The following is a 26141-nucleotide window of genomic DNA, read 5'->3' as shown; positions in this document are numbered from 1 at the left end:
GAAAAGATGCACTGACCGTTCAGGCGGAGTGCCGCCCGCGCCGGGAGTGGTCGGCGATGCGGCCGTCGTGCAGTTCGAGGACCCGGTCCGCGCGTGACATCAGCAGGGGGTCGTGGGTGGTGACGACGGCCGCGACGCCTTTGCGGTGGACGAGGTCGACGAGCAGTTCCATCATCGATGCGCCGGTGACGCTATCGAGTTGTCCGGTGGGCTCATCCGCGAAGAGGACCTCCGGATCGCACGCCAGCGCCCGGGCGATCCCGACCCGCTGCTGCTGACCGCCGGACAGTTCCGCTGGGCGCTGCCGCGCGTGCCCGGCGAGGCCGACGAGCCCGAGGAGCTCCGCGACCCGCTCCTCCCGCTCCGGCGGGGCGACGTCGAGGAGCCGGAGCGGCACTTCGACATTTTCAGCCGCCGACAGCACCGGGATGAGTCCGAATGCTTGGAAGATGAACCCGATCCGGGAGCGCCGGATCTCGACGAGCTCGGACTCGGGGGCATCCGTCAGGTCCCGGTCGCCGAGCCACACCCGACCGCTCGTGGGCCGGTCGAGTCCTCCAAGCATGTTGAGGAGGGTCGTCTTACCGCTGCCCGAGCGGCCACGGATGACGACCAGCTCACCAGGATGGACGACCAACGACACATCGGACACGGCGGTGACCGTCCCGCCCGCGGTCTCGAAAACGCGGGTGAGCGCATCCGCACGGAGGATCGGTTCGGGCGGACTGTCGGTATCCCCCACGGATGACACCTCAGCGATACTCATTCGTGAGCCTCCTCGACGACAGGGCGAGGTTCGGGTTCGTGCGGCCAGACCCCGACATGATCGGCTTCGAGTGCGAGCCGCACGCGATCGCGCATGCGGAGGCTGGTGAGATATTCGGGTGGAAGCTGCAGCCGGCCGACACGGTCGAGCACGGCGAACTCCTCTGCAATCGTACGCTCGGCACCGCCCTCGTCCACGCCGGCGCGACGAAGCACCTCCGTCGACGTGCGTCCGTCCCGGATCTGCACGGTGCGGAGGACGTGCTCCGACACGGCAGGATCGTGCGTGACGATGAGCGTGGTGACACCGAGTTCGCGGTTGACGCCCCGCATCGCCTCGAGCACATCCGCCGAGGTGGCCTCGTCCAGCTCGCCTGTCGGCTCGTCTGCGAGGAGCACGCGAGGCTGGTTGGCGAGCGCGACGGCGATCGCGGTCCGCTGCTGCTCACCGCCCGACATCTCCGCGGGCCGTCGATCGGCGCAGCGCGCCACCTCCAGTAGATCGAGGAGTTCGAGCGAGCGCTGTTCCCGACCGGGAGTCCGGGCGAGCGACATGGCGAGCGCGATGTTCTCACGCGCGGTCAGGTACGGAATCAGGTTGCGCGACGTCTGCTGCCAGACGAACCCGACGGCATGGCGCCGGTAGTCGACGCGCTGCCTGCCCGTCATCGAGAGCAGGTCGCGCCCCGCCACCCTGGCGGAGCCGGCGGTCGGCTTGTCCAGCCCGGAGAGGATCCCGAGGAGGGTCGACTTTCCCGAGCCGGACGCGCCGACGATGGCCACCAGCTCTCCGTCCGTCACCGTCAGGTTGAGGCCCTGCAGTGCCTGCACTTCGACGCCCTCAGCGGTGAAGATGCGCACCAGGTCGGAGCAGACGATGCCGGCGTCGGTCCGCTCCGGCAGGGATACTGCGTCCCGGTTCGTGTCCCTGATCGTGGTGGTCATCAGTCTCCTCCGGCTCTCAGAACGGTCGCCGGCGCGCGCAGCCGCGCAGCGGCGAGCGCAGCCAGGGTGGCTGCGACGGTGACCGCGATGAACCCGATGACGCCGAGCGCCAGCAGGACCGGATCGATCGTGACGGCGGGCGCGGTCGGCCCCCCGGTGAAACCGCTGAGATCGATCGGAGCCAGCACGATCGCCGGAAGCGCCAACCCGACCGCCAGCCCGGCGACGAGCCCGGCGACGACGATCGGACCGAGCTCCCACCCGATCAACCCGCCGGCCTGGCGCGCGCTGAAACCGATCGTTCGCAGAGTGGCGATGAGCCGCGTGCGGGCGGCGGCGTTCATGACGAGGGTAAGCAGGAGGGCGGCGATGCACATGAGGGCCGAGAGGACGATCGAAGCCAGCGCCACCAGTTCCAGGCCTGAGGTGAGTGGGGCCTCCTGCAACACCCGCGCCTCCTCCTCCGCATCGCCGATCGTCGCGCCCTTGCCGCCGATCGTTGCCAGCGCGGCGTGTACGGACGCACTGTCCGCGCCAGGGCTCAGGGCGACGAGGACGGTCGACGGTGTCCCGGTGATCTGCGCGCCCGGGGAGAGCGCAGTCTTGTCGAGGAAGATCCACTGAGCGTCCCACAGGTAGACGCCCGGTTTGTAGTCGAATGAGGCGACGTGCAGGTGAAGGCTGGTGCCCGCGACCAGGACGGCACTCGTCGCCGTGATCGTGGTGTTCCATCCGCCGACGACGGCGGCCGTGCGACCGAACGGCGGATGCTCGAGCGCCTGGGAGATGCGGGCTGACTCCGGAAGGGATGATTCCACGGCCGCCAGCGCGTGCGGGTCGACCAGGTAGCCCGACATCAGGTCCGTCTCCCCGGAATGGTCGATACTGAGGCCACCCGCCCAGTAGACGGTAGCCGTGTGAGCGACACCGGGGACCGCCTTCACCCGTGCGAGCTGGTCTGCGGTGAGAGCAGCTGCGGTGAGACTCAGGTCTGCGCCGACCCTGGACCGGGCCCCATCCATGATGCCTCCGCGCTCGGTCGAGAGCACGCTCACCGAGAAGACGGTGATGCTCACGCCCACGACGACTGCGAAGACCGGCCAGAGTCCCCCCGCGCGCGAACGCATCGATGTGGTGACTCCGATGTACGCGACAGCCCCGCGCCTGCGCCGCAGCACGTCGGCGAGCCAGGCGAGCGGGAGGGGATAGACGCGGAGCGCGACGATGCAGGCCGCGAGCGCGACGAGGATCGGAGTGACGGCCAGGAGAGGATCGACGCTGAACCCTGTGCCGGGTGGCGTCAGGGCGCGCTGGAAGAGGGCGACGACGGCGAGGGCGGCCAGCCCCACGACGATCACCTCGACGACCCAGCCCCAGCGGCGTCGTGCCGACCGTTCCGCGCCGACATCGTCGCGCGGTCCGAGGGAACCCGCGACGATGGCGAGGATGACGGGCGGCGCCAGGGCGCAGAGTGCACCGCACGCGAGCGGAAGACCGACGAGTTCGCTCGCGGGCGTGAGGGCGAACGCGACGACGACGCCGAGGGCGGCGGCCGGAATCGATACGATCGCCCCTTCGAGAGCGAGCCCGGAGCGGAGTCTGAGCGGCGAGGCTCCCCGGGCCGCCATGAGAGCGAGCGCCTCCCGCCTTCGCCCGAGCGCGAGCCTCACACCGAGCACCAGCACGGCCAGTGCGACGCCGATCGGGCCGGCGACAAGGATGGCGAACAGGGTGTTCGCCGGTTGCGCCCTGGTGAGGAAATCGTCGAGCGCCCCCGTGAGGCTGGTGGCGAATCGCAGCCCCAGGCCCTGGCTGCCTGCCTGCGTGTGGATGGGCACCGCAAGGAAGTGCTCGAGCTGGGACTGGGTGTCTTGGAGGGTTCCGGCGGAGAACGCGTTCGCCTTCATCCCGAACCATCCGACCGTGGTGACCGGGAGGACGGTCGATGTCATCGACGGCCAGCTCGCGGGGTCGACCCAGGCGACCGCCGCGAATTCCTTGCCCTGGTCACCGTGGTCGGCGAAGAGGCCGGCCGCCCTCAGCCGGTCGAGCTGCCAGAAGCTGTCGGTCGTATTGCGCGGGTGCACCGTGCCGACGAGCACGACGCGCTGGTCCGTCCCGCCGAGCGCGATGTCCCTCGCCTCGCCGATCGTCCACCGGAACAGTGCGGCCACCGGCGAGGAAAGCACGATCTGGACGGGCGCGGTGGATGCGATCGCCGACGCGCCCGGCCACGCGCCCGCGTCGAGCACCGCCGCTTCGCGCAGGCGCGGGTAGCCCTCGAGTTGAAGACTGTAGCGGTTGTCGCGCTCCGCACCCGCCGGCGGGGCCACCGGGAGCATCGAACCACGTGAGCTGAAGTCTCCGCCGGTGGTCACCATCCTCAGGGCGGGTTTCATCGACGCACGGGCCGTCGCGAGCGCTCCGGGCATGGCACGCCAGACGTCCGCCGCACGATCCGGCCCGTATGCGTAGAAGTCCGTGACGCCGACCGACGTGATCAGATCGGTGTTGACCGGGCCGGCCTGCTCGACGCGGTAGTGCAGGTCAGCTGTGAGCAGTGCGTCCGCGAATCGTGGCCAGGCGCTCACCGCAGCGGACGCGACGAACGCTACGACCCCGAGCATGATGAGTCCGCCCCGGAAGGCCGAGATGCCCCGAGCAGCGAGACCGGGCGCCGAGAACGCAGACCTGCGACTCATCGGATCTCCTCACGGTACGCCGTGTCCGCCGCCTGTCGGCGCACGCCGCGGCCGTACTGCCAGACGACGACACCGACGGCGAGCACGAGCGCTCCGAGCCCGGCGGCGAGAGCGGGCAGGTCGAAACTCCCGCGCACCGAGAGCGTGCTCGGGGCGGTCACCACGGAGAGGCGGGCCAGCGCGTTCCCCGCGAGAACAACGATCAGGATGCCCCCGGCCAGTCCGAAGACGAATGACGCGGCCACGACGCCGACCACCTCAGCACGCCTGCTCCGCGCCTGTTCGCGGCCGCTCATCCCGATCGCCCGCAGCACCACGACCTCCGACCGCCTGCGCCGCAGCAGCGCAGACGCGGCGGCTCCGACTGCGACCAGCGCGAGCAGTGCGCAGCCGGCGCTCCCCAGCCAGAGGCTCTGCACAGCGCTCGCCATGAAGCGCGAGACGAAGGTGCCGGACGCCGTGGTGACGACAGCATCCGGACCGGTCAGCGCGGCGACCTCGGAGGCGACGGCCTCACGATCGTGCGCCGCGACCCAGACCTGGTTCATGCGGGGTGCCTCCGGCGCCGTGCGGAGCACCTCGTCGTCGAACGCACGCAGGTCCACGATTCCGGCGCGCTCGTCCGAGACTCCAGGGACGGCCGGAACGATCCCCGCGACGACTCCGGTGAGACTCGACCAGGCACCGTCGAGCGTGACCTGGTCGCCGACGTGGAAATCGCTCTGGGCTGCCGCGGCCGCGGTGATCACGATGGGCACGTGTGCGCCGCCTGACGGCAGGAACCGTACCGAGGTATCACGGCCCGAGGGCACGAGCGGGGCGTCGAAGCCGAAATATGGCCCCGTCGTGGCCTTCAGGGTCACAGACGGGCCGAACGGCTTGGTCGTGGGCACCCAGTGTTGTCCCGTCGGGATGGCGAGCTTGTCGCTCGCAGCGCCGGATCTGGTGCCGAGAGAGTCGACGCTGAGAGCGATCGGCGTGGCCGCATCCCCTGTGCCCACGGTCGCGTCGACGGCCACGAGCATCCACGGCGCGCCAGCCGGCAGTGGAGCCGTGAATGCCTGGGTGTCCGTCCCACGGCGGTCTGCGACGCCGCGGACCGGCACCAGCTCGCCGTGTCGATCCGCCAGCCAAACCGTGACCGTGAGCTGTGGACTGGCGGATCCCGGCGCAGTGGGGTCCACGGGAGGCACGGTGAGCCGCGTACCGATCTGCACGGTGTCGGCGCTCGAGGGAATCGGGATCCCCCGGAGTGCGCCTGCGCCGGCGCCGAGATTCTGCTCGAGCCGGCCGACGTCGAGCATGTATGGCCCCACGGTAACCAGTCCCGGTAGCGACCGGGCATCGACGGCGACGAACGACAGCGCCACCTGACCCGCGTTGTAGGTCGAGCCGAGCACGGGAACACTTGCGCCGGCGCCGGTCAGCCGGTCGAACCGCGAGGCGCCGATCGCATCCCTCGCACCACCGGTGCTGCCCTCCACCCCGAGCACCGCTCGGACATCCGCGCCGTTCACGAGCTGGGATGAGTCACGAAGGAACGTGTTCCAGGTTCCCACGTACCCGGCGGAGAAGGTCGCGGCACCGACGGCCAGCACGATCAGCGCAACGGGTGCCGCGAAGAGGCCCGGGCCGCGGCCGACCTGCCGGGCCGGAAGGATCGCCGACACTCCGCGGTCGCGGCCGGCGAGACGTTCGACGCCTGCCGCTGCCGGGCCGAAGAGCAGCAGGCCGAGCATCGCAACGGCGCAGAGCACGGCGGCCGGCGCGACGACTCCGACCGGGTCGACGACTCCGCCCTTCCCGATCGGGGAACCGTACGCGAGAAAACGCCACAGCGTTACGGCGGCCGCGACGATGGCGAGAACGGCCAGGCCGACCGAGACGACCGCACGGCCTCTGCCCGCTTCGATCGCGATCGGTGCGTCGATCGCTGCGCGAGCCGACTGCCCGGTGACGATGAGCACGACGGCGATGGATACAGCGAGCACGACCAGGGGCGGCATCACGACTTCGACGGGGCCCGTCGGCGCACCTACCTGCGAGCCGAGCCAGAGCTGTGCGATGACGGCGCCCACGGTGACGGCCGCCAGCGAGATCGCCCCCGTCTCGACCGCACCGGCACGGACGAGCTCGTCGACCGTGGCCCCCCGCGCACGCAGGAGGCGCGTCTCGGCGCGACGCGCTCCCATGAGAAGCTGCGAGAGCAGGACCAGGGCGATCACCGAGCAGACCGCGAGTACGGCCAGTCCCACGGGGACGACAGCTCCAAGTGCGCCGATCGACTGCTGCATCGCAGCGATGGCGTCAGTCGCACGGCCGAGCGATGCGAACGGCGAGGCGCTCGCGGTCTGGTCCGCCGTGAGCCGGTCGGTTATCCGTGAGAACCCGCGATCGAGCGCGTTCAGCTGCTGCGGCCCGGTGCGCTCCGGGTCGGGAGCGACCACCCACTGGACGCCCGGCGTCGATGAGAGCAGTTGCACGGTGGCTGCAGACATCACGACACGCCCAACCGTGCCGCCGCTTCCGGGAGCGAGACCCAGCCACGCGGGATCAGCGGCGTTCCTCGCGCGCCACACGCCGACGATGCGAGCACTGACCGGGCCGTTCTCGCCCACGATGGTGAAGTCACTGCCCACAGCCAGGTCAAGGGTTGCTGCGGTGTCCCGGTCGACAGTCACGGGCGCCTGGCGTGATGCCGTCCGGGACGGCCAGCTGCCCTCCGTCAGGACCGCCCTCGCTCGCAGGGCCGCGTCGTCGGCCAGCGCGAGGACTGCCCCGCCGGGCGTCCCGGCCGTCGGTGCGATGGCCGCTCGTGCGATGTACGCCGTTCGTGAGACCGACAGGGCAGCATCGGAGAAGGCGTGGGCCACGACCGCCCGCACCGCAGAATCCTGGGCGCCGGCGTCGCCGGAGAGGGATGTCTGCAGGGCGAGCGAATAGTCTGCGGCCGGTCCCGCGGCGATGCTCTCCTTCACGGCGACCGCCGGCGAGCGAGCGGCCAGGCCGACCATCACGCTGGCGAGGAAGCTCACGACCAGGACGGTCGCCGCTGCGGCGACCAGGATACCGAGCTGCGCCCGCCCGCGACTCAGCCAGAACGGACGGATGCGACTGGCCGCCTCCTCGCCGCGGGTCCCTGCGGCGCGCCCTGACGCACGCATTCCCTCACCGTATCGCCGCGCGTCGCTCGTCTCGTGCACGCGGCCCCGGGCGCGTCAGAATCCGGACGGGTGGATGCCCCAGGATGCGGACCACGATTCGCCGGGGGCGAGCCAGCGCAGGCCGCGGCCCGTGTTGAGCGCGTTCGCGGGGGCGGTCATCGGCTCGACCGCGAGCGTGACGTCCGACGACGTCTCGGTCGCGAAGCTCCGCGAGGTGTACACCTGCACGTAGCCGAAGTCCGCGTCGGCCCAGAGGGTGACCGCACGGCCGTCGGGCGCCGACACGGTGTGCGCTACCCGGCCATCCCGGATCGTCACGTCGGCGAACCCGTCGTCGAGGTCGAGGTCGGCGACCCGGCGCCCGGCGCGCAGGTCGAAACGCGTCCCGTCCACCGCGGACTCTCCGACCACGTTGAGCCGGTCGTCCACGTCGAGGTGCGTCGCCGCCCGCACCGTCACGGTCAGGTCGCCCGTCGGAACCCCGCCGATCTTCAGGTACGGATGCGCGCCGATCGCGACCGGCGCGGGCGCGTTCCCCGCGTTCACGATGGTGTGCGTCACGGTCAGCCCATGCTCGGTCAGCTCGTGCCGCACGGCGGTCTCGAGCTGGAAGGGATACCCGAGCTCGGGGAAGACGTCGGCGGAGAGCGTGACGCTTGCGGCGTCCCACTGGGTCACGACATAGGGCCGGTACCGCAGCAACCCGTGGATCGCGTTGCCACGCGCCGGCTCGGTCAACGCCAGCCTGCGCGTCTGCCCGTCGTGCTCCCACGTGCCGTCCTTGACGCGGTTCGGCCACGGCACGAGCACGATCCCGCAGCCGGACGGTGGGGTCGCGTCGAGCGGGAAGGGCTCCGTGATGTCGATGCCGTCGATGCGGAGTTCGCGGATGCCCGCAGCGACCTGCGTGATCGTCGCGGTCAGCTCGTGGCCGCCCGTGCTGAGTGAGAGTTCGTACTGGTCACCGGTGGGTGCGCGCATGCCCTCTACTCAACCACAGCCACATCCAGGCCGCGCTCGCGGAGCGCAGTCACGACTCCGGCATCGGCCGACCTCCCCGTGATCAGCGTGTCGACCTCGTCGATCGCCGCCACCCGGCCGAGGTGGGTGCGACCGATCTTCGAGCCGTCGGCCACGATGACCGACCGCTCGGCGGCCTCGACCATCACCCGTTTGAGATCGGCTTCCGGCAGGTTGATGTTGGTGACGCCATTCAGGGGATGCACGCCGTTGCAGCCGATGAAGGCGAGATCGGCGTGGAGCCCACGGAGCACCGTCGTCGCCAGCGGTTCGACGAGCGAGTGCTGAAGCGGCCGGAGCGTCCCCCCGGTCACGATCACCTGGAACCGCGGGATCGCCTTCTCGAGTTCGAGCGCGATGCTGAGCCCGTTGGTGATCACCGTGACGTCGGACAGGTCCTCGCGCGCCACGAGAGCGGATGCGATCGCGGCCGTCGTGCTGCCGACGTCGAGGATCACACTGCTGCCGGGCTGCACGATCGCCGCCGCCGCGCGGGCGATGCTGCTCTTCTCCGCGGCAGAGGTGCCGACCGATTCCTCGAACGACGCCTCCCGGGGCTCACCGGCACCACGGAGCACCGCACCGCCGTGCACGCGCCGGACGGCCCGCTGCTCGTCGAGCAGGTCGAGGTCGCTGCGGACGGTCACCTCGGAGACCCGGAACGCCTCGCCGAGATCGCTCACGCGCGCGAAGCCTTCGCGGCCGATCAGTTCGAGCATCCTCTGCCGGCGCACGGGTGCGGAGAGAGGGTCTCCGGGTGCAGTGGCCATGCGGTTCATCGTGCTCGACCGATCGTCCCTTGTCAATGCGAAACCCGGATGGCGGAGAACCTGCGATTTCGATACCCTTGCTTTCGTATTCGAAACCTCTGCGAAAGGCGTCCGCATGCCCTCGATCACCAAGCGCGTGCATACGCTCGCCGACGGCCGCGAGCTGATCTACTTCGACGACGCCGACACAACGCTCGCGCCGGACCGCGCGGCCGACCTGCGTCATGCTGAGCCGCGCCCCGCCACGGCGACCATGCGCCAGGACCCCCTCACCGGCGAATGGGTCTCGATCGCCGCCGCACGCCAGAACCGCGTCTTCCTGCCGCCTGCCGAGCTCGATCCCCTCGCTCCGGCCACGCCCTCGAACCCCTCGGAGGTCCCGAGCAACTACGACGTCGCGGTCTTCGAGAACAAGTCGCCGTCGTTCGGCCCGGCCATCACCGACACGGATGCGCCCCAGGGTCTCGACGACCTCGCGGCGATCGGCATCGCCCGGTCACGGACCTCCGTCGGGCGTTGCGAGGTCGTCTGCTTCAGTCCGGAGCACGAGGGCTCGTTCGGCAGCCTCACGCCGTCGCGCGCGCGCACCGTCATCGAAGCGTGGGCGGATCGCACGGCAGCCCTGTCCGCCCTGCCGAACGTGCAGCAGGTGTTCCCGTTCGAGAACCGGGGCGAGGCGATCGGCGTCACGCTGCGTCACCCTCACGGCCAGATCTACGCCTACCCGTACATCACGCCGCGCACCTCGCGGCTCATCGCCTCCGTCGAGCAGTACGGGCCGACGCTCTTTCCCGACATCCTCGAGAGCGAAAGCGCGTCGGGGCGCGTCGTGTTGTCCGGGCAGCACTGGACGGCGTTCGTGCCGTTCGCCGCCCGCTGGCCGATCGAGGTGCACCTGCTCCCCCATCGCCAGGTCGCCGACTTCGCGGAGACGACCGACGACGAGCGCGATGAACTGGCGACGCTCTACCTGCGGCTGCTGCGCGGCGTCGATGCGCTGTACGACACTCCGACGCCGTACATCGCGGCTTGGCACCAGGCGCCCGTCGCGGCCCATCGCGACGACATCCGCCTCATGCTGCAGCTGACGTCGCCGCGCCGGGCGGCGGATAAGCTGAAATACCTTGCCGGCTCAGAGGCCGCGATGGGCGCATGGATCGGCGATGTCCCGCCGGAGCGCGCGGCAGAGCTCGTGCGTGAGGGCATCTCCCGCGCCGACCGGGAGAACCCCGTGCACCCGACCCCTGGAGAGGAAGAACGATGACTGACCTGCGCGAGGGCGTCCTCGACACGTTCGCCGAGGTGTTCGGCCGGCCCGCGGACGGCCTGTGGTCGGCGCCCGGCCGGGTCAACCTCATCGGCGAGCACACCGACTACAACGAGGGTTTCGTCCTTCCGCTGGCGATCAACCGACGCACGATCGCGGCCGTCGGCGTCCGCGATGACACGAAAGCACGTGTCGGCAGCTCGTTCGCCGACGAGCTCGTCGAGATCGACCTCGCCGAGCTGGATCCGGATGCTCTGAGCGGCTGGGCCGCGTATCCACTCGGGGTCGCGTGGGCACTCGGGCGGTCGGGCGCGGACCTCGGCGCAGTGCCCGGGTTCGACATCCTCCTCGAGTCCACGGTGCCGGTCGGCGCCGGACTGTCCTCGTCCGCCGCCATCGAAGGGTCGGTCGCACTGGCGCTCAACGACATCTGGCACCTCGGGCTCAGCCGGGCAGACCTCGCCAGGGTCGGCCAGCTCGCCGAGAACGTGGCGGTCGGCGCCCCCACCGGGATCATGGACCAGTCGGCGTCGATGCTCGGTCGCCGCGATGCGGCGGTGTTCCTCGACTGCCGCACCTTAGACGCCGAGATCGTCCCGCTCGGTTTCGAGGCGGCGGGCCTCGAACTCCTGGTCATCGACACCGGGGTGAGCCACGCCCACGCGACCGGCGGATACGCCGCGCGCCGCGCATCCTGCGAGGCCGGTGCGAAGGCGCTCGGCGTCGCCTCCCTGCGCGACCTCGACATCGAGGACCTGCCTCGCGCCCGCGAGCTGCTCGACGACGAGACCTTCCGTCGCGTCCGGCACGTGGTCACCGAGAACCAACGCGTTCTCGACACGGTGCGCACGCTGCGCGAGCAGGGCCCGACAGCGATCGGCGACCTGCTCGACGCCTCGCACCGCTCGATGCGAGACGACTTCGAGATCTCGGTGCCCGAACTCGACCTCGCCGTCGAGACCGCACAGAACTACGGCGCCGTCGGGGCGCGGATGACCGGCGGCGGCTTCGGCGGGTCAGCGATCGCCCTGGTCCCCACCGAGCTGATCTCGCGTGTACTGGTGGCCGTCGACGGTGCGTTCGCCGAACACGGATTCGCCCAGCCGGACATGTTCACGGTGACCGCCGCCGACGGCGCGATGCGAGAGGGGTGAGAACGCGATGAGCTTCCCACTCGAGATCACTCGCCTCAGCCCCACGACCATCCAGCTCCGCCAGCCGAAGGCTGCGCACTGGGAGGCGCCGTTCCTCTTCCTGCTCTTCGGCAGCGATCGCGCGCTCCTCCTCGACACCGGAGCGTCCGCCGACGCGGAACACCTCCCGCTCCGGGAGACCGTCGACGGTCTGGTCGAGGAATGGCTCACCGCGCATCCGCACACCGGCTACGAGCTCGTCGTCGCCCACACCCACGCCCACGGCGACCACATCGCAGCCGATGGGCAGTTCGCCGGGCGACCCCGCACGACCGTGGTGGGCACGCACGTCGACGATGTGGTCGCATTCTTCGGGTTCGACGAGTGGCCCGCGCAGCCGGCCGTGCTCGACCTCGGAGGCCGCATCATCGATACCATCCCCGGTCCCGGCCACGAACCCTCAGCCGTCGTCTACTTCGACCGCGAGACCGGCACCCTCTTCACCGGCGACACGGTGTGTCCGGGGCGTCTCTACATCCGCGACCGCGTCGCGTTCACGGCGACCATCGAACGCCTGGTCGCTTTCCGTGACGCGAGCGACGCGCCGACACCCCCGTGAGCGTCGTGCGCGGCTCCCATGTCGAGATGTCCACGACGCCCGGGGTGGACTATCCGGCCGGAACAGTCGACCAGCCCGACGAGCTGCCGCTGGACCTGCAGCCGTCCGTTCTCGACGAGGTGCGACAGGCTCTCGACGCTCCGATCGATCCGTCGGGCACGGTCGTGCGCGACACATTCGTCCTCAGCTACAAGGACTGAATCCCGTCTACCCTGAGGGAATGACGGTTGACGACGGCGCACGACTCATCTCCCTTTCCGACGGCCGCACCCCGACGGTGGCGGACACCGCCTGGGTCGCGCCCGGCGCCGTGCTGGCCGGGGCGGTCACCCTGCGGGACGGCGCCAGCGTCTGGTACAACGCCGTGCTCCGTGCCGAACATGAGCCGATCGTGATCGGCGAGGGATCGAATCTGCAGGACACCGTCGCCTGCCACGTCGACCACGGCTTTCCGCTCACGGTCGGGTCCGGCGTCTCCGTCGGGCACGGCGCGGTGCTGCACGGCTGCACGATCGGCGACGACGTGCTGGTCGGGATGAGCGCCACGGTGATGAACGGCGCCGTCGTCGGTGACGGCTCGCTGCTCGCCGCCGGTACCGTGGTGCTCGAGGGCGCGGTCATCCCGCCGGGTTCGCTCGTCGCCGGTGTGCCCGGCAAGGTCAGGCGCGAGCTGACGGCGGAAGAGCAGGCGGGCGTGCGGGCGAACGCCGCAGCGTACCTGGAGCACGTGGCGGAGCATCGCGGGGCGTGAACCGGCGCTGGCCGCACGGGGTGCGACCGGGTTCCGTCAGCCGCGTCACGCGCGTCGCACGCGTCTGACCCCAAGTCCAACGTCAGGCGGGCGTCAGCGAGAGTTCGTACCGCCACGTGTCGCCGGCTGAGGCGGTGCGCGGCATCCCGACGTTGCGCAGCGTGCGCTGCGAGGCGATGTTCGTCGCGCCCGTCTCAGCGATGACGCGCAGGGCGCCGTTGGCGCGGGCAACGGCGATGATGCCGCGGAGCGCCTCCGCGGCGTAGCCCTTGCCACGCGCATCGGGGATGAGCCCGTAGCCGACCTCGACGGTACCGGATGCGTCGGGCGGCCCCGCGAATCCGATCCCGCCGATCGCGAGCCCGTCTTCGCGCCGCTGCACCTGGTAATACCCCCACGGGCGCTGGTCGCCGCCCGCGATCGTGGCAGCAAGGAAGCCGCCGACGGCCTCGAGGTCGCCCTCGAACGGGTAGCCGGGCGCCCACGCGTCGAGCGCCGTGGGCACGCCGCCAAGGATGCGCTCCGCCTCGATTTCGTCGATCGGGTGCAGCACCAGTCGATTCGTCATCGTGTCGGCCACGTACGGCATGGTACGCCAGAGCGCGGACGACACGCGTGCATCCGCCGGCAACCGCGATCGGGATCGGACGCGGACGGGGACGCCGGCGCCGATGCCGATGCCGGCGCCGACCCGGAACGTAAGGACGGCGACCGTCAGCCGGGCGCGACCGGTCCCGGCTCGCCTCCCGTGATGCGCACGAGTTCGTCGAACGTGGTCGCGAACACGGTGTGCGCGTGCCCCGCCGCCGCCCACACCTCCGGATAGTCCGCGAGGGCGGTGTCGACGATGGTCCGGATCGGCTCCGGGTGACCGACCGGAGCGACGCCGCCGATCGTCTGCCCGGTGGCCGTCTTGACCGTCTCCGCTTCAGCCCGGCGGATCGTGCCACCCAGCCGCGCGCCCAGCCAGGCGGTGTCGACCCGATGCGCACCCGAAGTCATCACGAGAAGCGGTTCGCCGTCGATCGTGAACACGAGCGAGTTGGCGATCGCTCCGACCTCGACGCCGAGTTCCGCCGCCGCGGAGACCGCCGTCGGCGTCGCCGACTCGAACCACCTCGTGCGCGGCTCGACTCCGCTGGCCTTCAGTGCTTCCTCGACCCGGTCGACAGCGGGATGCGTCCGGTCGCTCACGGTGCGACCTGCAGCGATCGTTCCGCGCTCTCCACCACGTTCTGCAGGAGCAGCGCGCGCGTCATCGGCCCCACGCCGCCCGGGTTGGGCGAGATCCAGGACGCCACCTCGGCGACATCGGCAGCCACGTCGCCGGCGACGCGGCTCTTGCCGGTCTCGGGGTCGATCACCCGGCTCACGCCCACGTCGAGCACCACGGCACCCGGCTTCACGTTGGCGGCGGTCACGAGGTCGGGAACACCCGCCGCCGACACGATGACATCCGCGCGCCGCAGGTGCTCGTCGAGGTCCACCGTGCCGGTGTGGGTGAGGGTGACCGTCGCATTGACATCACGGCGGGTGAGCAGGGAGCCGATCGCGCGGCCGACCGTCACTCCTCGCCCGATGACGACGACGTGCTTGCCGCGCAGGTCGATGCCGTGACGCCCGATCAGCTCGATCACTCCCCGCGGCGTGCAGGGCAGCGGGGTCGAGATCGGACGGCTGACGTTGAGCACGAGCCGACCGAGGTTCGTCGGGTGCAGTCCGTCCGCATCCTTCGCCGGGTCGACCAGCTCAAGGATCGCATCCGTGTCGATGTGCGACGGGAGCGGGAGCTGCACGATGAACCCGGTGCACGCCGGGTCGTCGTTGAGCTCCTCGATCACGGCCTCGAGTTCGGCCTGCGAGATCGTCGCGGGCAGGTCGCGCCGGATGGACGCGATGCCGACTTCGGCGCAGTCCCGGTGCTTGCCCGCGACGTACCACTGCGAGCCGGGGTCGTCGCCGACCAGGATCGTGCCGAGGCCGGGAACCACTCCGTGCGCACGCAGTGCGTCGACGCGCCCGGTCAGTTCGGCTTTGATCTCGGAGGCCGTGGCCTTGCCGTCAAGAATTCGTGCGGTCATGCCGTTCCTTTCGTTCGTCGCCCACGTCGTTCGCCCGGCCCACGCCGTTCGTCGAGCCCACCCCGTTCGTCGAGCCCACCCCGTTCGTCGAGAACAGGGTTAAGCACGCTAAGGGAGCCCGATAACGTGCAAAACCCTGTGCTCGACCTCATGTCGACGGGGTCGGTCAGATCGACGAAGGCAGCTCGACCGCGATCGACTCCTGGCCGGAAGCGTTGAGCCCGGGGTACAGGGGGAACGCGTCGGTCAGCGTCCGCACACGCGACCGCAGCGATGCCACGTCGGCCTGCGGCTTGAGAGCTGCGGCGATGATGTCGGCGACCTCGGTGAACTCGGCGTCGCCGAATCCGCGCGTGGCGAGCGCGGGCGTTCCGATGCGCAGGCCGCTCGTCACCATCGGCGGGCGCGGGTCGAACGGGACCGCGTTGCGGTTGACCGTGATGCCGACCTCATGCAGCACGTCTTCAGCCTGCTGGCCGTCGAGCGGCGAGTTGCGCAGGTCGGCGAGCACGAGGTGCACGTCGGTGCCCCCGGTGAGCACGTCGACGCCGCCCGCCTTCGAGTCCTCGGCGGTGAGACGGTCGGCGAGGATCTGGGCGCCGCGGATGGTGCGCTCCTGACGGTCCCGGAACTCAGGCGTGCCGGCCAGCTTGAACGCGGTCGCCTTCGCTGCGATCACGTGCATCAGCGGACCGCCCTGCTGGCCGGGGAAGACGTTCGAGTTCAGCTTCTTGGCGAGCTCGGTGTCGCGGCTGAGGATGAAACCGGAGCGCGGGCCGCCGATGGTCTTGTGCACGGTCGAGCTGACGACGTCGGCGTGCGGGACCGGCGACGGGTGCAGGCCCGCGGCCACGAGTCCGGCGAAATGAGCCATGTCGACCCAGAGCTTCGCGCCGACCTCGTCGGCGATCGCGCGGAACGCGGCGAAGTCGAGGTGCCGGGGGTATGCCGACCAGCCGGCGATGATGACCGTCGGCTTGTGCTCGAGCGCCTTGTCGCGCACGACATCCATGTCGACGAGGAACGACTCCGGGTCGACCCCGTACGAGACGGCGTTGTAGAGCTTGCCCGAGAAGTTGAGCTTCATGCCGTGGGTGAGGTGGCCGCCGTGCGCCAGCTCGAGGCCGAGAATGGTGTCGCCGGGCGTGGCGATCGCTCCGAGCACTGCGGCGTTCGCTGTCGCACCGGAGTGCGGCTGGACGTTCGCGTACTCGGCGCCGAAGAGACTCTTCGCCCGGTCGATCGCCAGCTGCTCGGCGATGTCGACGTATTCGCAGCCGCCGTAGTAGCGGCGGCCCGGGTAGCCTTCGGCGTACTTGTTGGTGAGGACGGACCCCTGGGATTCGAGGACGGCACGCGGAACGAAGTTCTCGCTCGCGATCATCTCGAGGTAATCGCGCTGACGGCCGAGCTCCTGCTCGAGAACGGCGGCGATCTCCGGGTCGACCTCGGAGAGCGGTGCGGTGAACGTGGAGGGTAGTGCGTCGGACAAAGCTGGCTCCTTCATGACAGGGTTTGGACAGGTGTCATCCGTATCGACCCAGGCGCGCGGCCGAATCCGCCCATGTAATCAAGGCACATGTCGCTTCCCAATGGTGACCATTTGAACGCCAGTTGCGACGACAGCAGCATAGCAGCAGCCGGGAGCCGGCCTCGCCCCTTGCCCTTATGTAAGGGGTCCTGCGATACTCGCGGAGGTGTCGGCTTTCCGGGGTGGGGCGGGCCGACCGCCGATGAAGGGAAAACCCTGTGCCCCAGATCCCCGTTGTCCCGGTGATTCCGCGCCCTGTCTCCGTCGAGCCGATCGACGCCGCGCCGTTCACTCTCGCACCGGATGCGCGCATCAGCGTCGCGGGCCCCGGTGCGGATGCGGTGGCCGGGGTCCTGTCGGCGGCGCTGGCCGGTGACTGCGGCCGGCATCCCGCAATCGTCCACGAGCCACCCGCATTCGGGGACCTCGCCATCGTCATCGCCGAGGGCGAGGCGCCGGAGGGCCACGCCGCCGAGGGCTACACCGTCACGGTCACGGCCGAGGGCGTCCGCGTCGGCGCGGACACCGAGGTCGGAGCGTTCCTCGGGGTGCAGACGGTCCGCCAGCTGATCCCGGTCTTCTGCGGGAACGGCCCACTGTCGATTCCTGCCGTGACCATCCGCGACCATCCCCGGTACGCCTACCGCGGCGCGATGCTCGACGTCGCACGCCACTTCTTCACGGTCGACGAGGTCGAGCGCTTCATCGACGCGATCGTTCCTCTCAAGCTCAATCACCTGCACCTGCATCTCACCGACGACCAGGGCTGGCGGATCGACATCGAGAGCTGGCCGAATCTCGCCAGGCACGGCGGATCGACCGGCAGCGACGGCTCGCGCGGGGGCTACTACACGCGAGACGACTTCCGCCGTCTCGTCGCCTACGCGGCAGCGCGCCACATCACGATCGTGCCCGAGATCGACATGCCGGGCCACACGAATGCCGCGCTCGCCTCGTATCCGCAACTGAACCCATCCGGTGTCGCCCCGGCGCTGTACACCGGCTCCGAGGTCGGCTTCAGCACCCTCGACGCCGACAGCATGACCACCTACGAGTTCCTCGACGACGTGATCCGCGAGGTGAGCGCCCTGACGCCGGGGCCGTACCTGCACATCGGCGGGGACGAATGCCTGAGCACGCCGCCCGAGCAGTTCCTGCGTTTCATCGCACGCGCGTCGGCGGTCGCAGCCTCCCACGGCAAGACCCTCATCGGCTGGCACGAGATGGGGGCGAGCGACCGGCTCCCGCCGGGAACGATCGGGCAGTACTGGGACTTCCTCGAACCGCGCGGCGAAGCGGCGGACGACGCGCTCTCGTTCGTGCGGCAGGGCGGATCGGTGATCATGTCCCCGGCGGACGTGGCCTACCTCGACATCGTCTACGAGGACGGCGACCGGCTCGGCCAGGACTGGGCGGACGGGCCGACGACCATCCGGGGCTCCTACGTGTGGGATCCGGCGCGCATCGTGCCCGGACTCGGGGATGCGCACATCCTCGGCGTCGAGGCGCCGGTGTGGACCGAGACGCTCGCGACCATCGAGGACGTGGAGTCGATGGTCTTCCCGCGGATCGCCGCCGTCGCCGAGATCGGCTGGTCGGCGGCCCCGGCCGACACCGCCGAGGTCGAGTCCGTGCGTGATTTCGAGGAGTTCGCACAGCGAGTGGCCGCCCTCGGCGAGCGCTGGGAGCTCGCGGGGACGGCGTTCCGGCGCGTGCCCGAGGTGCCGTGGGCGCCGGGGACCGCCCAGTTTGCAGAAATGACGAGTGCCGCAACGGACGACTAGCCGTTTCTGCACAATCGCAGCGCCGGCGGCTCAGGGATAGCCGAGGAACCAGAGCAGGACGATCGCGACCGGCTGGAGGGCGATCCCCGCCCCCAGCACGATGCTCCTGGCCCTGCGCGAGTGCGTGAGCCCGTGTGCGCCGAGGAGCGGCGACAGCGGGAGCAGCAGCCGGAACAGGCTCTGCTGCGGCAGGAACACCGCGAAAAGGTAGAGCGCATAGCTGGCGGCGTAGGCGACCACCTCGGTTCCGAGGGCGCGCACGGATGGGCGGGTGAGCATCCAGACGAACCCGACGATGGCGGCGAACACCAGGAGCGCACCGAAGACGCTCGCGTACTTCACGGTGAACAGGAACCACGGGGTGAGCGGGATGAACGCCACACGGCCCACGAATCCGGTCCACCACGACAACTCGGTCTGCAGGTAGGCGCCGGGGAACCCGGTGACGGCGGATGCGATGAGCGGCCACGCGAGACCGGCGACGGCCGTCGACACACCGGCCGCCACCATCGCGAACCGCTCACGCCGCGGGAACGCCTCGGCCTCGGGGTTCCTCCGGCGCTGGAACAACCGCACCACGAAGACGATCGCCAGCATGAGCGGGATGGCCAGCGCTCCCGGTTTCGTGAACGCCGCCAGGACGCCGAACGGGATCACCAGCCAGTACCTTCGCGCCATCGCCGCCCACAGCCCGGCGAACAGCAGTGCAAAGAACAGGCTCTCCGCGTACGCGATCTGCAGCACGAACGAGAGCGGCCCGAAGCAGAACAGGATGCTCGCCCACAGTCCGGATGTCGCACCGGCCCTCGACGCCACCAGCCGGTAGAGCACCAGGGCTGCCACAGCGCCGAAGACGACAGCGACGATCACTCCCGCCGGGTAGAACCCGAGCCCGGTCACCACCATCACGAAACGCGCGATCAGCGGATAGAGCGGAAGGAAGGCCCACGCGTTCTGCTCGACGTTGCCGTCGGTGTCGGTCGGGATCGAGGTCGGGTAGCCCTGCGTCGCGATCTGCTTGTAGTACGACGCATCCCACGAGCCGGAGAAGGTGAAGAAGTCGGGGTGGGCGCGCGGGCTGGCGAAGGTCCAGTGCTCGGCAGTGGCGACGACGAACAGCGTGACCATGAAGATCGTCGTCAGGATGCGCGACGCGACATAGACGCTGAGCACCACCACCCACCACGGATAGGAGCGACCGGCGATGCCGATCCGCGTTGTCGCAGCGGTGTCCGTGCGCTCCGGTACGAACACGTCCCGAAGTCCCATCCCTTAAGTATGCCGCCGCGGTCGAGCACAGGAAAAAGCACCCTGAGCGGCGCTCTTGGGGTGCTTTTTCCTGTGCTCGACCGTGCGGGTGGTGGGCTACTTCACGCTGCCGGCGGTGAGGCCGCCGACGAGGCGCTTCTCGATCAGCATGAACAGCACGACCACCGGGATCACCGCGACGATCGAGACCGCGAAGACGTACTGCCACGCGGCGTCGTACTGGCCGACGAACTTGGTGAGCGCGACCGACAGCGGCTGGTTCGCATCCGTCGACAGGATGACCAGGCTCGCCGCGAACTCGTTCCAGGAGGCCACGAACGTGTAGATGATCGCGGTGACGATGCCCGGCCAGACCAGCGGCAGCTGCACCCGGAAGAGCACGGTCCATTTGCCCGCCCCGTCGAGCTGCGCCGCCTCGTCGATCTCCACGGGGACGCCCGCGAAGAAGTTGTGCATGATCCAGATCGCGAAGGCGAGGTTGAACGCCGCGTTGACGAGGATCATCGCGAGCCAGGTGTCTGCGATGCCGATCGACACCATCTCCTTGAAGAGACCTGTCGCCAGCACCGTCGGCTGCAGCATCTGCGTGACGATCACCAGGAAGAGGAAGATGCCGCGGCCGGGGAATCTGAACCGGGCCGTGTAGTACGCCGCCGGCACGCAGACCACGAGCACCAGCACGGTCGCGAACACGGAGATCACGATCGTGGAGATCAGGTTCTGGGGCAGCGGCGTCTCCGGCGTCGACCACATCGTGATGTAGTTCTCCGGATGCCAGGTCGTCGGCAGGTAGGTCGGCGGGACGGCCAGGATATTGAACCGGCTCTTGAACGACCCGACCAGCATGATCAGGTACGGCGCGATGAACACGAGGGCGATCACGAGGCCCGCGATCATCCGGCCGACGATGCGGCCGGAGAAGCGTCGCTCGCTCGAGCGCCGGCGCGGGGCCGCTGTGCGCGGTTCCCCGGCGACCATGGCGGGGGCGGGGGCTGTCATTTCACATCCTTCATCGGCTTGACGATCCACAGGTAGAGCGCGACGATCACGAGCACGATGGCGAAGTTGATCACGCTGAGCGCGCTCGACAGGTCGATCCGCTGCTCGCCCTGCAGGAGCTTGAACACGTAGGTCGTGGTGGTGTCGGCCTTGTAGCCGGGGATCGACCCGGTCATCAGCTTCAGGATCGGCAGCGAGTTGAACACGTTGATGATGTTGATCAGGCTGGCGAGCGCGATCGCGTTGCGCAGGTTGGGGAGGATCACACCGAAGTAGGTGCGTGTGGCGCCTGCTCCATCCATCTTCGCCGCCTCGAGCATGTCCCCGGGGATGCCGGCGAGGCCGGCGAGGATCGTGTAGGTGGTGAACGGCAGCGACACGAACACCGCGATGCAGATCGACGAAAGGAACGCCGGCAGCGGCTGCTGGGTGAATCCGAACGGTGCGTTCAGCACGTGGATGTCGACCAGGAACTTGTTGATGATGCCGTAGTACGGGTCGAGCCCGTAGACGAAGACCGTCGTGGTCATCACGACGCTGGCCGCCCACGGGATGAGGATCGCCATGCGCACCCACTGGCGGCCGGGGAAGTTCTTGTTGAGGAACTGCGCGAGCGCCAGGGAGATGACGACGGTCAGCGCTACGACGACGACCACCCACACGAGTGTGTTGAGGAGGATCTGCGGCAGCTCCGGCCTGCTGAGGACCGTGACATAGTTCTGCAGGCCGACGGAGCCGTGGTCGACGCCGGCGACCGAGATCTTGCGGGTGGAGTTGTAGATCATGTAGCCGGCGGGGAAGAGCACCACGCCGAAGATCAGGATGAGCGCCGGCACCGTCCAGGGCACGGCGTGCCACAGGTCGGAGGCGCCGGCGGTCGACCGGCCGGGCGGGCGCGGCTTCGCGCCGTCCGCCCCGCGGCGGGGGCGGCCTGTCGTGGCCGCCCCCGCCGGGGTCGATGGTGCATCGATGGACTGGCTCATCTGTCCGGTTCTACTGCCCGACGGCCTTCGCCTGGATCGCCTTCAGCAGGTCCGCGGGCTTGGCGCCCTGGGCGAGCTGGCCGATCTGGCTCTGGAGCGCGCCCTGGGCCGCCGTCCAGTTGGGGTTGGTCGACGGGTAGAACTGCGCGTTGGGGAGCAGGTCGAGGAACGGCTTGATGGTCGCGTTCGAGGCCATCTCCGTCGCGCCGGACTTCGTCGTCGGAAGGAAGCCCTCCGTGCTGACCCACTTCGTGTAGACCGGAGCGGTGTAGAAGTAGTCGAGGAACTTCTTGATCGACGCGGTCTTGTCCGTCTTGTTCTTGAAGGCCATCAGGTGGTCGGCGACACCGAGCGTGAACGGGGAGCCGTCCTTCGTCGGGATCGGGGCGATCCCGTAGTTGAGGCTCGCGTTCTTGTCCTTGATCTGCCCGACGGTCGGCGGGAGGCCGACCTGCATGCCGATCTTGCCCTGGATGAACACATTGAGCAGCGGCGTACGGTCGGTCGAGCCGGCGTTCGGCTCGGTGACCCCGGCGTTGATCAGCTTCTGCATCTCCGTCGCGCCGGTGACGTTCTCCGGCGAGTCGATGGTCAGCGTCTTGGAGTCGCCGTATCCGCCGCCCGCTCCGTAGAACCAGATGGCGGTCTCGGCCTGCGCCTCTTCACTGCCGAGCGGCATGCCATAGCCGATGCTGCCCGCAGCCTTGATCTTCGCCGCGTCGGCCTCGAGGTCCGCCCACGTCGTCGGCGGTGCGGAGATGCCGGCTTTCTGGAAGATGTCCTTGTTGTAGAACAGGGCGCGGGCGGATGCGATGAACGGCAGGCCCCACTGCGTTCCGTCGATGCTCGCGTTCTTCACGAACGAAGGCTGGAAGTCGTCGAGGGTCTTCGCCGAGACGATGTCCTTGGCCGGGTAGAGCAGCTTGTCGGAGGCGAATCCGGCGAACGAGTCGATGTTCAGGATGTCGGGCTGCTTGCCCGCCTGGATCTTGGTCTTAATCACATCGTTGATCGCGGTCCACGACTGCACATCAAGGCTGACCTTGATGTCCTTGTTCTTGGCCTCGAAATCCTTGATGATCTGCTGCCACTCCGCCTTGGTGCCGTCGGAGTAGCTGGCGACCATCAGGTTGAGCGTTTTCGCGTCGCCGGACGAGGAGCTTGAGCCGCCCCCGAATCCGCAGGACGCCAGCGTCAGGGTCGCGACCGTCGCCGTGGCGATGATTGCTCCCAGTCGCAGAGACTTCTTCATTGACTTCCTCACTCTCGAATGCAAGCGGTGATGATTTATGAACAATTCAGAGATCAAACGATCATGTTCATTCATTCAGTGATCAGATTCAAGCCTTCATTAGCCGGAAGGTCAAGGTCTACCCCCGGATTCGTTACCCAGCGTTAATAGAACGCGGCTCGATTCAGCTTCCACCTCCGCTTGAGCGACGTAACATGATTACTAGACAGACCTAACGATCATTTGCAATCATTGTGAAACGGCACGCGCGAAGGGAACCTCAGACGTCATGACCGAAGCACGGCACCCCGCCGGGGAGACCACGCCGGGAATCCACATGGAGGCAGAGCTCTCCTCGCAGCCCGACACCTGGGCGCGCGCCGCGGACCTGCGCGCTGAGCAGTCCCTCCTTCCGGCCCGCGGCGAGCGGATCGCCGTCGTCGGCTGCGGCACGTCCTGGTTCATGGCGCAGTCCTACGCCGTGCTGCGCGAGTCGTCCGGCCAGGGGATCACCGACGCTTTCGCCGCATCCGAGGCCTTCGTCGACCGCGGCTACGACGCGATCGTCGCGATCACCCGCTCAGGCACCACCACCGAGGTGCTCGAACTCCTCGACGGCGTGCAGGGCCCGACGCGCACGGTGGGCATCCTGGGAACCCCGGACACTCCCCTCGTCGACCTGGTCGACGACGTCATCGCGCTCCCCTTCGCCGACGAGGCCTCCGTCGTGCAGACCCGCTTCGCCACCACCGCCCTCGCTCTGCTGCGCGCATCCCTCGGCGAGAACCTCGACGCGGCGATCGTCGATGCGGCCTACGCCGTCTCCGCCGATCTGGACGAACTGCTCCTCACCGCCGACCAGTACTCGTTCCTCGGGGCAGGCTGGACCGTCGGCCTGGCCCACGAGGCAGCGCTCAAGATGCGTGAAGCGAGCCAGTCGTGGACCGAGTCCTACCCGGCGAAGGAATACCGCCACGGACCGATCGCCATCGCAGCGCCCGGGCGCGTCACCTGGATGTTCGGGGACGCACCGACGGGCCTCCTCGACGACGTCGCCGAGACCGGCGCCCACTTCGAGCACCGGACGATCGACGGCATGGCCGACCTGATCCGCGCCCAGCGCGTGGCCCTCGAGCGTGCTCGATCGTTCGGACTCGACCCCGACGCGCCCCGCAACCTCACCCGCTCCGTCATACTCGACTCGTGACCGATCCGTCGTCGCCCCCAGCAGTGAGGACGAGCGGTGTCGCGCTCGGGTCCGGCAGCGCTGTGCTCGCCTTCGATGTCGGGGGCACGGACATGAAGGCCGCTCTCATCGACGGCGAAGGGGTCATCCGCGCTTTGGAGCGCATCCCCACGCCGCATGACGGCGAACAGACCGCGGACGCCGTGGTCACCACGCTCGCGGACGTCGCCGCGCGCTTCGGCGCTGCGCATCCCGACGTCGTCCCGCTAGCGGCGGGGCTCCTCGTCCCCGGGCACGTCGACGACGAGGCCGGCGTCGGAATCTTCTCTGAGAACCTGCACTGGCGCGACGTGCCGTTCCGTGACCGGCTCGAAGCGTTGATCGGCATCCCGGTGTCGTTCAGCCACGACGTCCGCGGCGCGGGAGAGGCCGAACACCGGCTCGGCGCCGCGGCTCCCTTCTCCGACGTCGTCGTCATGGTGATCGGCACCGGGATCGCCGGGGCGCTCTTCATCGGCGGCGCGCTCCATATCGGCGGGGGCCTCGCAGGGGAGATGGGCCATTCCCGGGTCGCCGATGGTCCGGCGTGCGCGTGCGGGGGCAACGGATGCCTCGAAGCTGTGGCATCCGCCGGCGCGATCGCGCGTCGCTACAACGCACGCACCGGGGCCGACCTCACCGGTGCGAAAGAAGTGATCGAGCGGGCACAGAACGGCGACGCGGATGCGGCCTGGGTCTGGGAGACCGCCCTCGACGCGCTGGCCCTCGACCTCTCGCACACCGTCGCGCTGCTCGCGCCCGAAGCCATCGTGATCGGCGGAGGGCTGTCGCAGGCGGGTCCCGTGCTCTTCGAACCGCTCGCCGAGCGCCTCGACGCCATCCTGACCTTCCACCGGCGCCCGCAGTTGCTCCGGGCGAGCATCGGCGAGGACGCGGGTGTCATCGGCGCGGCTCTTCGGGCGCGCGACGTGATCGCAGCGAGGGAGCTGGCCGGATGATCCTGACCGTCACACCCAACCCGGCACTCGACGTGACCTATCGGGTCCGCTCGCTGGAGCCTGGCGAGAGCCATCGCGTCGAGGCGCCGGTGACCCGCGCAGGCGGCAAGGGCATCAACGTCGCCCGCGTCATCGCACAGACCGGCGGCCACGCCCTCGCACTCGCGACGGCGGGCGGGGTGAACGGATCACGTCTCGCCGCCGACCTCCTCGCCAGCGGCCTCCTTCACGAACTCGTGCCTGTCGCGGCGGAGACACGCACCAGCATCGCGATCGTCGACGAGACCGAATCGCACGCCACCATGCTCAACGAGGCGGGGCATCCGCTGACCGTCGAGGAGTGGGAGCACCTCGGTGAGGCGGCGGACCGCCTGAGCATCCCCGCCCAGTGCCTGGTGGCCTCTGGGAGCCTGCCCGCTGACGCGCCCGAAGGTTTCTTCGCATCCCTGGTCGCCATTGCACGCGACCGCGGCATCCCGAGCATCGTCGACACGACCGGACCGGGCCTCGTGCTCGCGGCCCGTGCGGGGGCGAACGTGCTGAAGCCGAACCGGCGCGAGCTCGCCGAGACCACCGGTGAGAGCGATCCGCTCGACGGTGCTGCCCAGCTGATCGGCCTCGGCGCCGGCCTCGTCTTCGTCTCGCTCGGCGAGAAGGGGATGCTGGCCCTCAGCGCCTCCGACCCGTCTCGGCCCGTCCTCGCCCGGCTCGACACGCCGCTCCGGGGGAACGCGACCGGCGCTGGCGATGCCGCGGTCGCCGCGATGGCGGCATGCCTGGTCGAAGGCGAACACGATCCTTCTGCCATCCTCTCCCGCGCCGTCGCTTGGTCGGCCGCCGCCGTGCTCGCCCCCATCGCCGGCGAACTCGACCCGGGCTACGACGAGTTGCGGCGCAGGGTCGTCGTCTCCCCCGCCTGACCCGAACGCCATCCCAGGAGTCC

At 69.5% G+C, this 26141-nt stretch carries 23 protein-coding genes and 1 riboswitch; of the genes, 9 read left to right on the top strand and 14 right to left on the bottom strand.

The genetic code is table 11. The features are described from left to right. Positions 1-19: 19 nt before the first annotated feature. The 6 genes from ACV7NN_RS15790 to ACV7NN_RS15765 are packed head-to-tail and all read right to left on the bottom strand — an operon-like array spanning position 20 to position 9366. Positions 20-766 carry an ABC transporter ATP-binding protein gene (locus tag ACV7NN_RS15790; RefSeq protein ID WP_463350510.1) on the bottom strand — a complete coding sequence of 249 codons (747 nt, stop codon included), beginning with the start codon at positions 764-766 and terminating at the stop codon, positions 20-22. Next, complete coding sequence (locus ACV7NN_RS15785) at positions 763-1710, bottom strand: ABC transporter ATP-binding protein (protein WP_463350509.1); 948 nt, start codon at positions 1708-1710, stop codon at positions 763-765. The genes ACV7NN_RS15790 and ACV7NN_RS15785 overlap by 4 nt, the downstream gene beginning before the upstream one ends. After that, positions 1710-4412 carry an FtsX-like permease family protein gene (locus ACV7NN_RS15780; protein WP_463350508.1) on the bottom strand — a complete coding sequence of 901 codons (2703 nt, stop codon included), beginning with the start codon at positions 4410-4412 and terminating at the stop codon, positions 1710-1712. Before ACV7NN_RS15780 ends, ACV7NN_RS15785 begins: the two co-directional genes overlap by 1 nt. Next, positions 4409-7576, bottom strand: coding sequence for an FtsX-like permease family protein (locus ACV7NN_RS15775; protein WP_463350507.1), 3168 nt, complete (start codon positions 7574-7576; stop codon positions 4409-4411). Before ACV7NN_RS15775 ends, ACV7NN_RS15780 begins: the two co-directional genes overlap by 4 nt. Positions 7577-7630: 54 nt before the next feature. Continuing rightward, a complete protein-coding gene (locus ACV7NN_RS15770; protein WP_463350506.1) occupies positions 7631-8557 on the bottom strand; it encodes an aldose 1-epimerase family protein in 927 nt (308 codons plus the stop codon). 5 nt (positions 8558-8562) lie between these two features. Continuing rightward, entirely contained in the window at positions 8563-9366 is an 804-nt protein-coding gene (locus ACV7NN_RS15765) for a DeoR/GlpR family DNA-binding transcription regulator (RefSeq protein WP_463350505.1), read from the bottom strand. 115 nt (positions 9367-9481) lie between these two features. Between ACV7NN_RS15765 and galT the strand changes: the two genes are divergently transcribed. From galT to ACV7NN_RS15740, 5 genes are read left to right on the top strand one after another with little or no spacing between them, the layout of a single operon-like run. Then, positions 9482-10630 carry a galactose-1-phosphate uridylyltransferase gene (gene galT, locus ACV7NN_RS15760; RefSeq protein ID WP_463350504.1) on the top strand — a complete coding sequence of 383 codons (1149 nt, stop codon included), beginning with the start codon at positions 9482-9484 and terminating at the stop codon, positions 10628-10630. Beyond that, complete coding sequence (gene galK, locus ACV7NN_RS15755) at positions 10627-11787, top strand: galactokinase (RefSeq protein WP_463350503.1); 1161 nt, start codon at positions 10627-10629, stop codon at positions 11785-11787. Before galT ends, galK begins: the two co-directional genes overlap by 4 nt. A gap of 7 nt (positions 11788-11794) precedes the next feature. Beyond that, positions 11795-12385 carry an MBL fold metallo-hydrolase gene (locus ACV7NN_RS15750; RefSeq protein ID WP_463350502.1) on the top strand — a complete coding sequence of 197 codons (591 nt, stop codon included), beginning with the start codon at positions 11795-11797 and terminating at the stop codon, positions 12383-12385. 26 nt (positions 12386-12411) lie between these two features. Next, complete coding sequence (locus tag ACV7NN_RS15745) at positions 12412-12585, top strand: hypothetical protein (protein WP_463350501.1); 174 nt, start codon at positions 12412-12414, stop codon at positions 12583-12585. 20 nt (positions 12586-12605) lie between these two features. Beyond that, positions 12606-13136 carry a gamma carbonic anhydrase family protein gene (locus tag ACV7NN_RS15740; RefSeq protein WP_463350500.1) on the top strand — a complete coding sequence of 177 codons (531 nt, stop codon included), beginning with the start codon at positions 12606-12608 and terminating at the stop codon, positions 13134-13136. Positions 13137-13218: 82 nt separating this feature from the next. On the opposite strand, the gene ACV7NN_RS15735 is transcribed toward ACV7NN_RS15740, so the two are convergent. The 4 genes from ACV7NN_RS15735 to glyA form a co-directional block, all read right to left on the bottom strand. Continuing rightward, positions 13219-13716, bottom strand: coding sequence for a GNAT family N-acetyltransferase (locus ACV7NN_RS15735; RefSeq protein WP_463350499.1), 498 nt, complete (start codon positions 13714-13716; stop codon positions 13219-13221). 134 nt (positions 13717-13850) lie between these two features. After that, on the bottom strand, positions 13851-14330 hold the full coding sequence (locus ACV7NN_RS15730; RefSeq protein WP_463350498.1) for a YbaK/EbsC family protein: 480 nt from the start codon (positions 14328-14330) through the stop codon (positions 13851-13853). Beyond that, the gene (locus ACV7NN_RS15725) at positions 14327-15217 is read right to left on the bottom strand and encodes a bifunctional methylenetetrahydrofolate dehydrogenase/methenyltetrahydrofolate cyclohydrolase (RefSeq protein WP_463350497.1); all 891 of its coding nucleotides are present in this window, start codon (positions 15215-15217) and stop codon (positions 14327-14329) included. The genes ACV7NN_RS15730 and ACV7NN_RS15725 overlap by 4 nt, the downstream gene beginning before the upstream one ends. 166 nt (positions 15218-15383) lie before the next feature. Continuing rightward, on the bottom strand, positions 15384-16724 hold the full coding sequence (glyA, locus tag ACV7NN_RS15720) for a serine hydroxymethyltransferase (RefSeq protein WP_463350496.1): 1341 nt from the start codon (positions 16722-16724) through the stop codon (positions 15384-15386). A gap of 24 nt (positions 16725-16748) precedes the next feature. After that, positions 16749-16845: riboswitch (ZMP/ZTP riboswitch) on the bottom strand. Between the two features lie 121 nt (positions 16846-16966). Here glyA and ACV7NN_RS15715 point away from each other — a divergent pair. Beyond that, complete coding sequence (locus ACV7NN_RS15715) at positions 16967-18532, top strand: family 20 glycosylhydrolase (RefSeq protein ID WP_463350495.1); 1566 nt, start codon at positions 16967-16969, stop codon at positions 18530-18532. 30 nt (positions 18533-18562) lie between these two features. Here the strand turns inward: ACV7NN_RS15715 and ACV7NN_RS15710 are convergent, their stop codons facing one another. The 4 genes from ACV7NN_RS15710 to ACV7NN_RS15695 all read right to left on the bottom strand — a co-directional run bounded on the left by ACV7NN_RS15710 (position 18563) and on the right by ACV7NN_RS15695 (position 23035). Further along, on the bottom strand, positions 18563-19801 hold the full coding sequence (locus tag ACV7NN_RS15710) for a mannosyltransferase family protein (RefSeq protein ID WP_463350494.1): 1239 nt from the start codon (positions 19799-19801) through the stop codon (positions 18563-18565). Between the two features lie 96 nt (positions 19802-19897). Continuing rightward, positions 19898-20800, bottom strand: coding sequence for a carbohydrate ABC transporter permease (locus ACV7NN_RS15705; RefSeq protein WP_463350493.1), 903 nt, complete (start codon positions 20798-20800; stop codon positions 19898-19900). Beyond that, positions 20797-21783 (bottom strand): carbohydrate ABC transporter permease, encoded by a 987-nt coding sequence (locus ACV7NN_RS15700; protein ID WP_463350492.1) that lies wholly within the window; start codon positions 21781-21783, stop codon positions 20797-20799. Before ACV7NN_RS15700 ends, ACV7NN_RS15705 begins: the two co-directional genes overlap by 4 nt. A gap of 10 nt (positions 21784-21793) precedes the next feature. Next, complete coding sequence (locus ACV7NN_RS15695; RefSeq protein ID WP_463350491.1) at positions 21794-23035, bottom strand: extracellular solute-binding protein; 1242 nt, start codon at positions 23033-23035, stop codon at positions 21794-21796. Between the two features lie 268 nt (positions 23036-23303). On the opposite strand from ACV7NN_RS15695, the gene ACV7NN_RS15690 reads away from it, so the two are divergent. From ACV7NN_RS15690 to ACV7NN_RS15680, 3 genes are read left to right on the top strand one after another with little or no spacing between them, the layout of a single operon-like run. Continuing rightward, positions 23304-24221, top strand: a complete 918-nt coding sequence (locus ACV7NN_RS15690) for an SIS domain-containing protein (RefSeq protein WP_463350490.1) — start codon at positions 23304-23306, stop codon at positions 24219-24221. Next, positions 24218-25198, top strand: a complete 981-nt coding sequence (locus ACV7NN_RS15685) for an ROK family protein (protein WP_463350489.1) — start codon at positions 24218-24220, stop codon at positions 25196-25198. Before ACV7NN_RS15690 ends, ACV7NN_RS15685 begins: the two co-directional genes overlap by 4 nt. Beyond that, complete coding sequence (locus tag ACV7NN_RS15680) at positions 25195-26118, top strand: 1-phosphofructokinase family hexose kinase (RefSeq protein ID WP_463350488.1); 924 nt, start codon at positions 25195-25197, stop codon at positions 26116-26118. The genes ACV7NN_RS15685 and ACV7NN_RS15680 overlap by 4 nt, the downstream gene beginning before the upstream one ends. Positions 26119-26141 lie beyond the last annotated feature (23 nt).

It is taken from the genome of Leifsonia sp. Ger2509, from assembly GCF_055231915.1.
This window is presented reverse-complemented; position numbering and strand designations above follow the sequence as displayed.

Coding starts and splice junctions, on each gene's coding strand:
- ACV7NN_RS15790 (WP_463350510.1), bottom strand. CDS start 766: ATGAGTATCGCTGAGGTGTCATCCGTGGGGGATACCGACAGTCCGCCC.
- ACV7NN_RS15785 (WP_463350509.1), bottom strand. CDS start 1,710: ATGACCACCACGATCAGGGACACGAACCGGGACGCAGTATCCCTGCCG.
- ACV7NN_RS15780 (WP_463350508.1), bottom strand. CDS start 4,412: ATGAGTCGCAGGTCTGCGTTCTCGGCGCCCGGTCTCGCTGCTCGGGGC.
- ACV7NN_RS15775 (WP_463350507.1), bottom strand. CDS start 7,576: ATGCGTGCGTCAGGGCGCGCCGCAGGGACCCGCGGCGAGGAGGCGGCC.
- ACV7NN_RS15770 (WP_463350506.1), bottom strand. CDS start 8,557: ATGCGCGCACCCACCGGTGACCAGTACGAACTCTCACTCAGCACGGGC.
- ACV7NN_RS15765 (WP_463350505.1), bottom strand. CDS start 9,366: ATGGCCACTGCACCCGGAGACCCTCTCTCCGCACCCGTGCGCCGGCAG.
- galT (WP_463350504.1), top strand. CDS start 9,482: ATGCCCTCGATCACCAAGCGCGTGCATACGCTCGCCGACGGCCGCGAG.
- galK (WP_463350503.1), top strand. CDS start 10,627: ATGACTGACCTGCGCGAGGGCGTCCTCGACACGTTCGCCGAGGTGTTC.
- ACV7NN_RS15750 (WP_463350502.1), top strand. CDS start 11,795: ATGAGCTTCCCACTCGAGATCACTCGCCTCAGCCCCACGACCATCCAG.
- ACV7NN_RS15745 (WP_463350501.1), top strand. CDS start 12,412: ATGTCCACGACGCCCGGGGTGGACTATCCGGCCGGAACAGTCGACCAG.
- ACV7NN_RS15740 (WP_463350500.1), top strand. CDS start 12,606: ATGACGGTTGACGACGGCGCACGACTCATCTCCCTTTCCGACGGCCGC.
- ACV7NN_RS15725 (WP_463350497.1), bottom strand. CDS start 15,217: ATGACCGCACGAATTCTTGACGGCAAGGCCACGGCCTCCGAGATCAAA.
- glyA (WP_463350496.1), bottom strand. CDS start 16,724: ATGAAGGAGCCAGCTTTGTCCGACGCACTACCCTCCACGTTCACCGCA.
- ACV7NN_RS15710 (WP_463350494.1), bottom strand. CDS start 19,801: ATGGGACTTCGGGACGTGTTCGTACCGGAGCGCACGGACACCGCTGCG.
- ACV7NN_RS15705 (WP_463350493.1), bottom strand. CDS start 20,800: ATGACAGCCCCCGCCCCCGCCATGGTCGCCGGGGAACCGCGCACAGCG.
- ACV7NN_RS15700 (WP_463350492.1), bottom strand. CDS start 21,783: ATGAGCCAGTCCATCGATGCACCATCGACCCCGGCGGGGGCGGCCACG.
- ACV7NN_RS15695 (WP_463350491.1), bottom strand. CDS start 23,035: ATGAAGAAGTCTCTGCGACTGGGAGCAATCATCGCCACGGCGACGGTC.
- ACV7NN_RS15690 (WP_463350490.1), top strand. CDS start 23,304: ATGACCGAAGCACGGCACCCCGCCGGGGAGACCACGCCGGGAATCCAC.
- ACV7NN_RS15680 (WP_463350488.1), top strand. CDS start 25,195: ATGATCCTGACCGTCACACCCAACCCGGCACTCGACGTGACCTATCGG.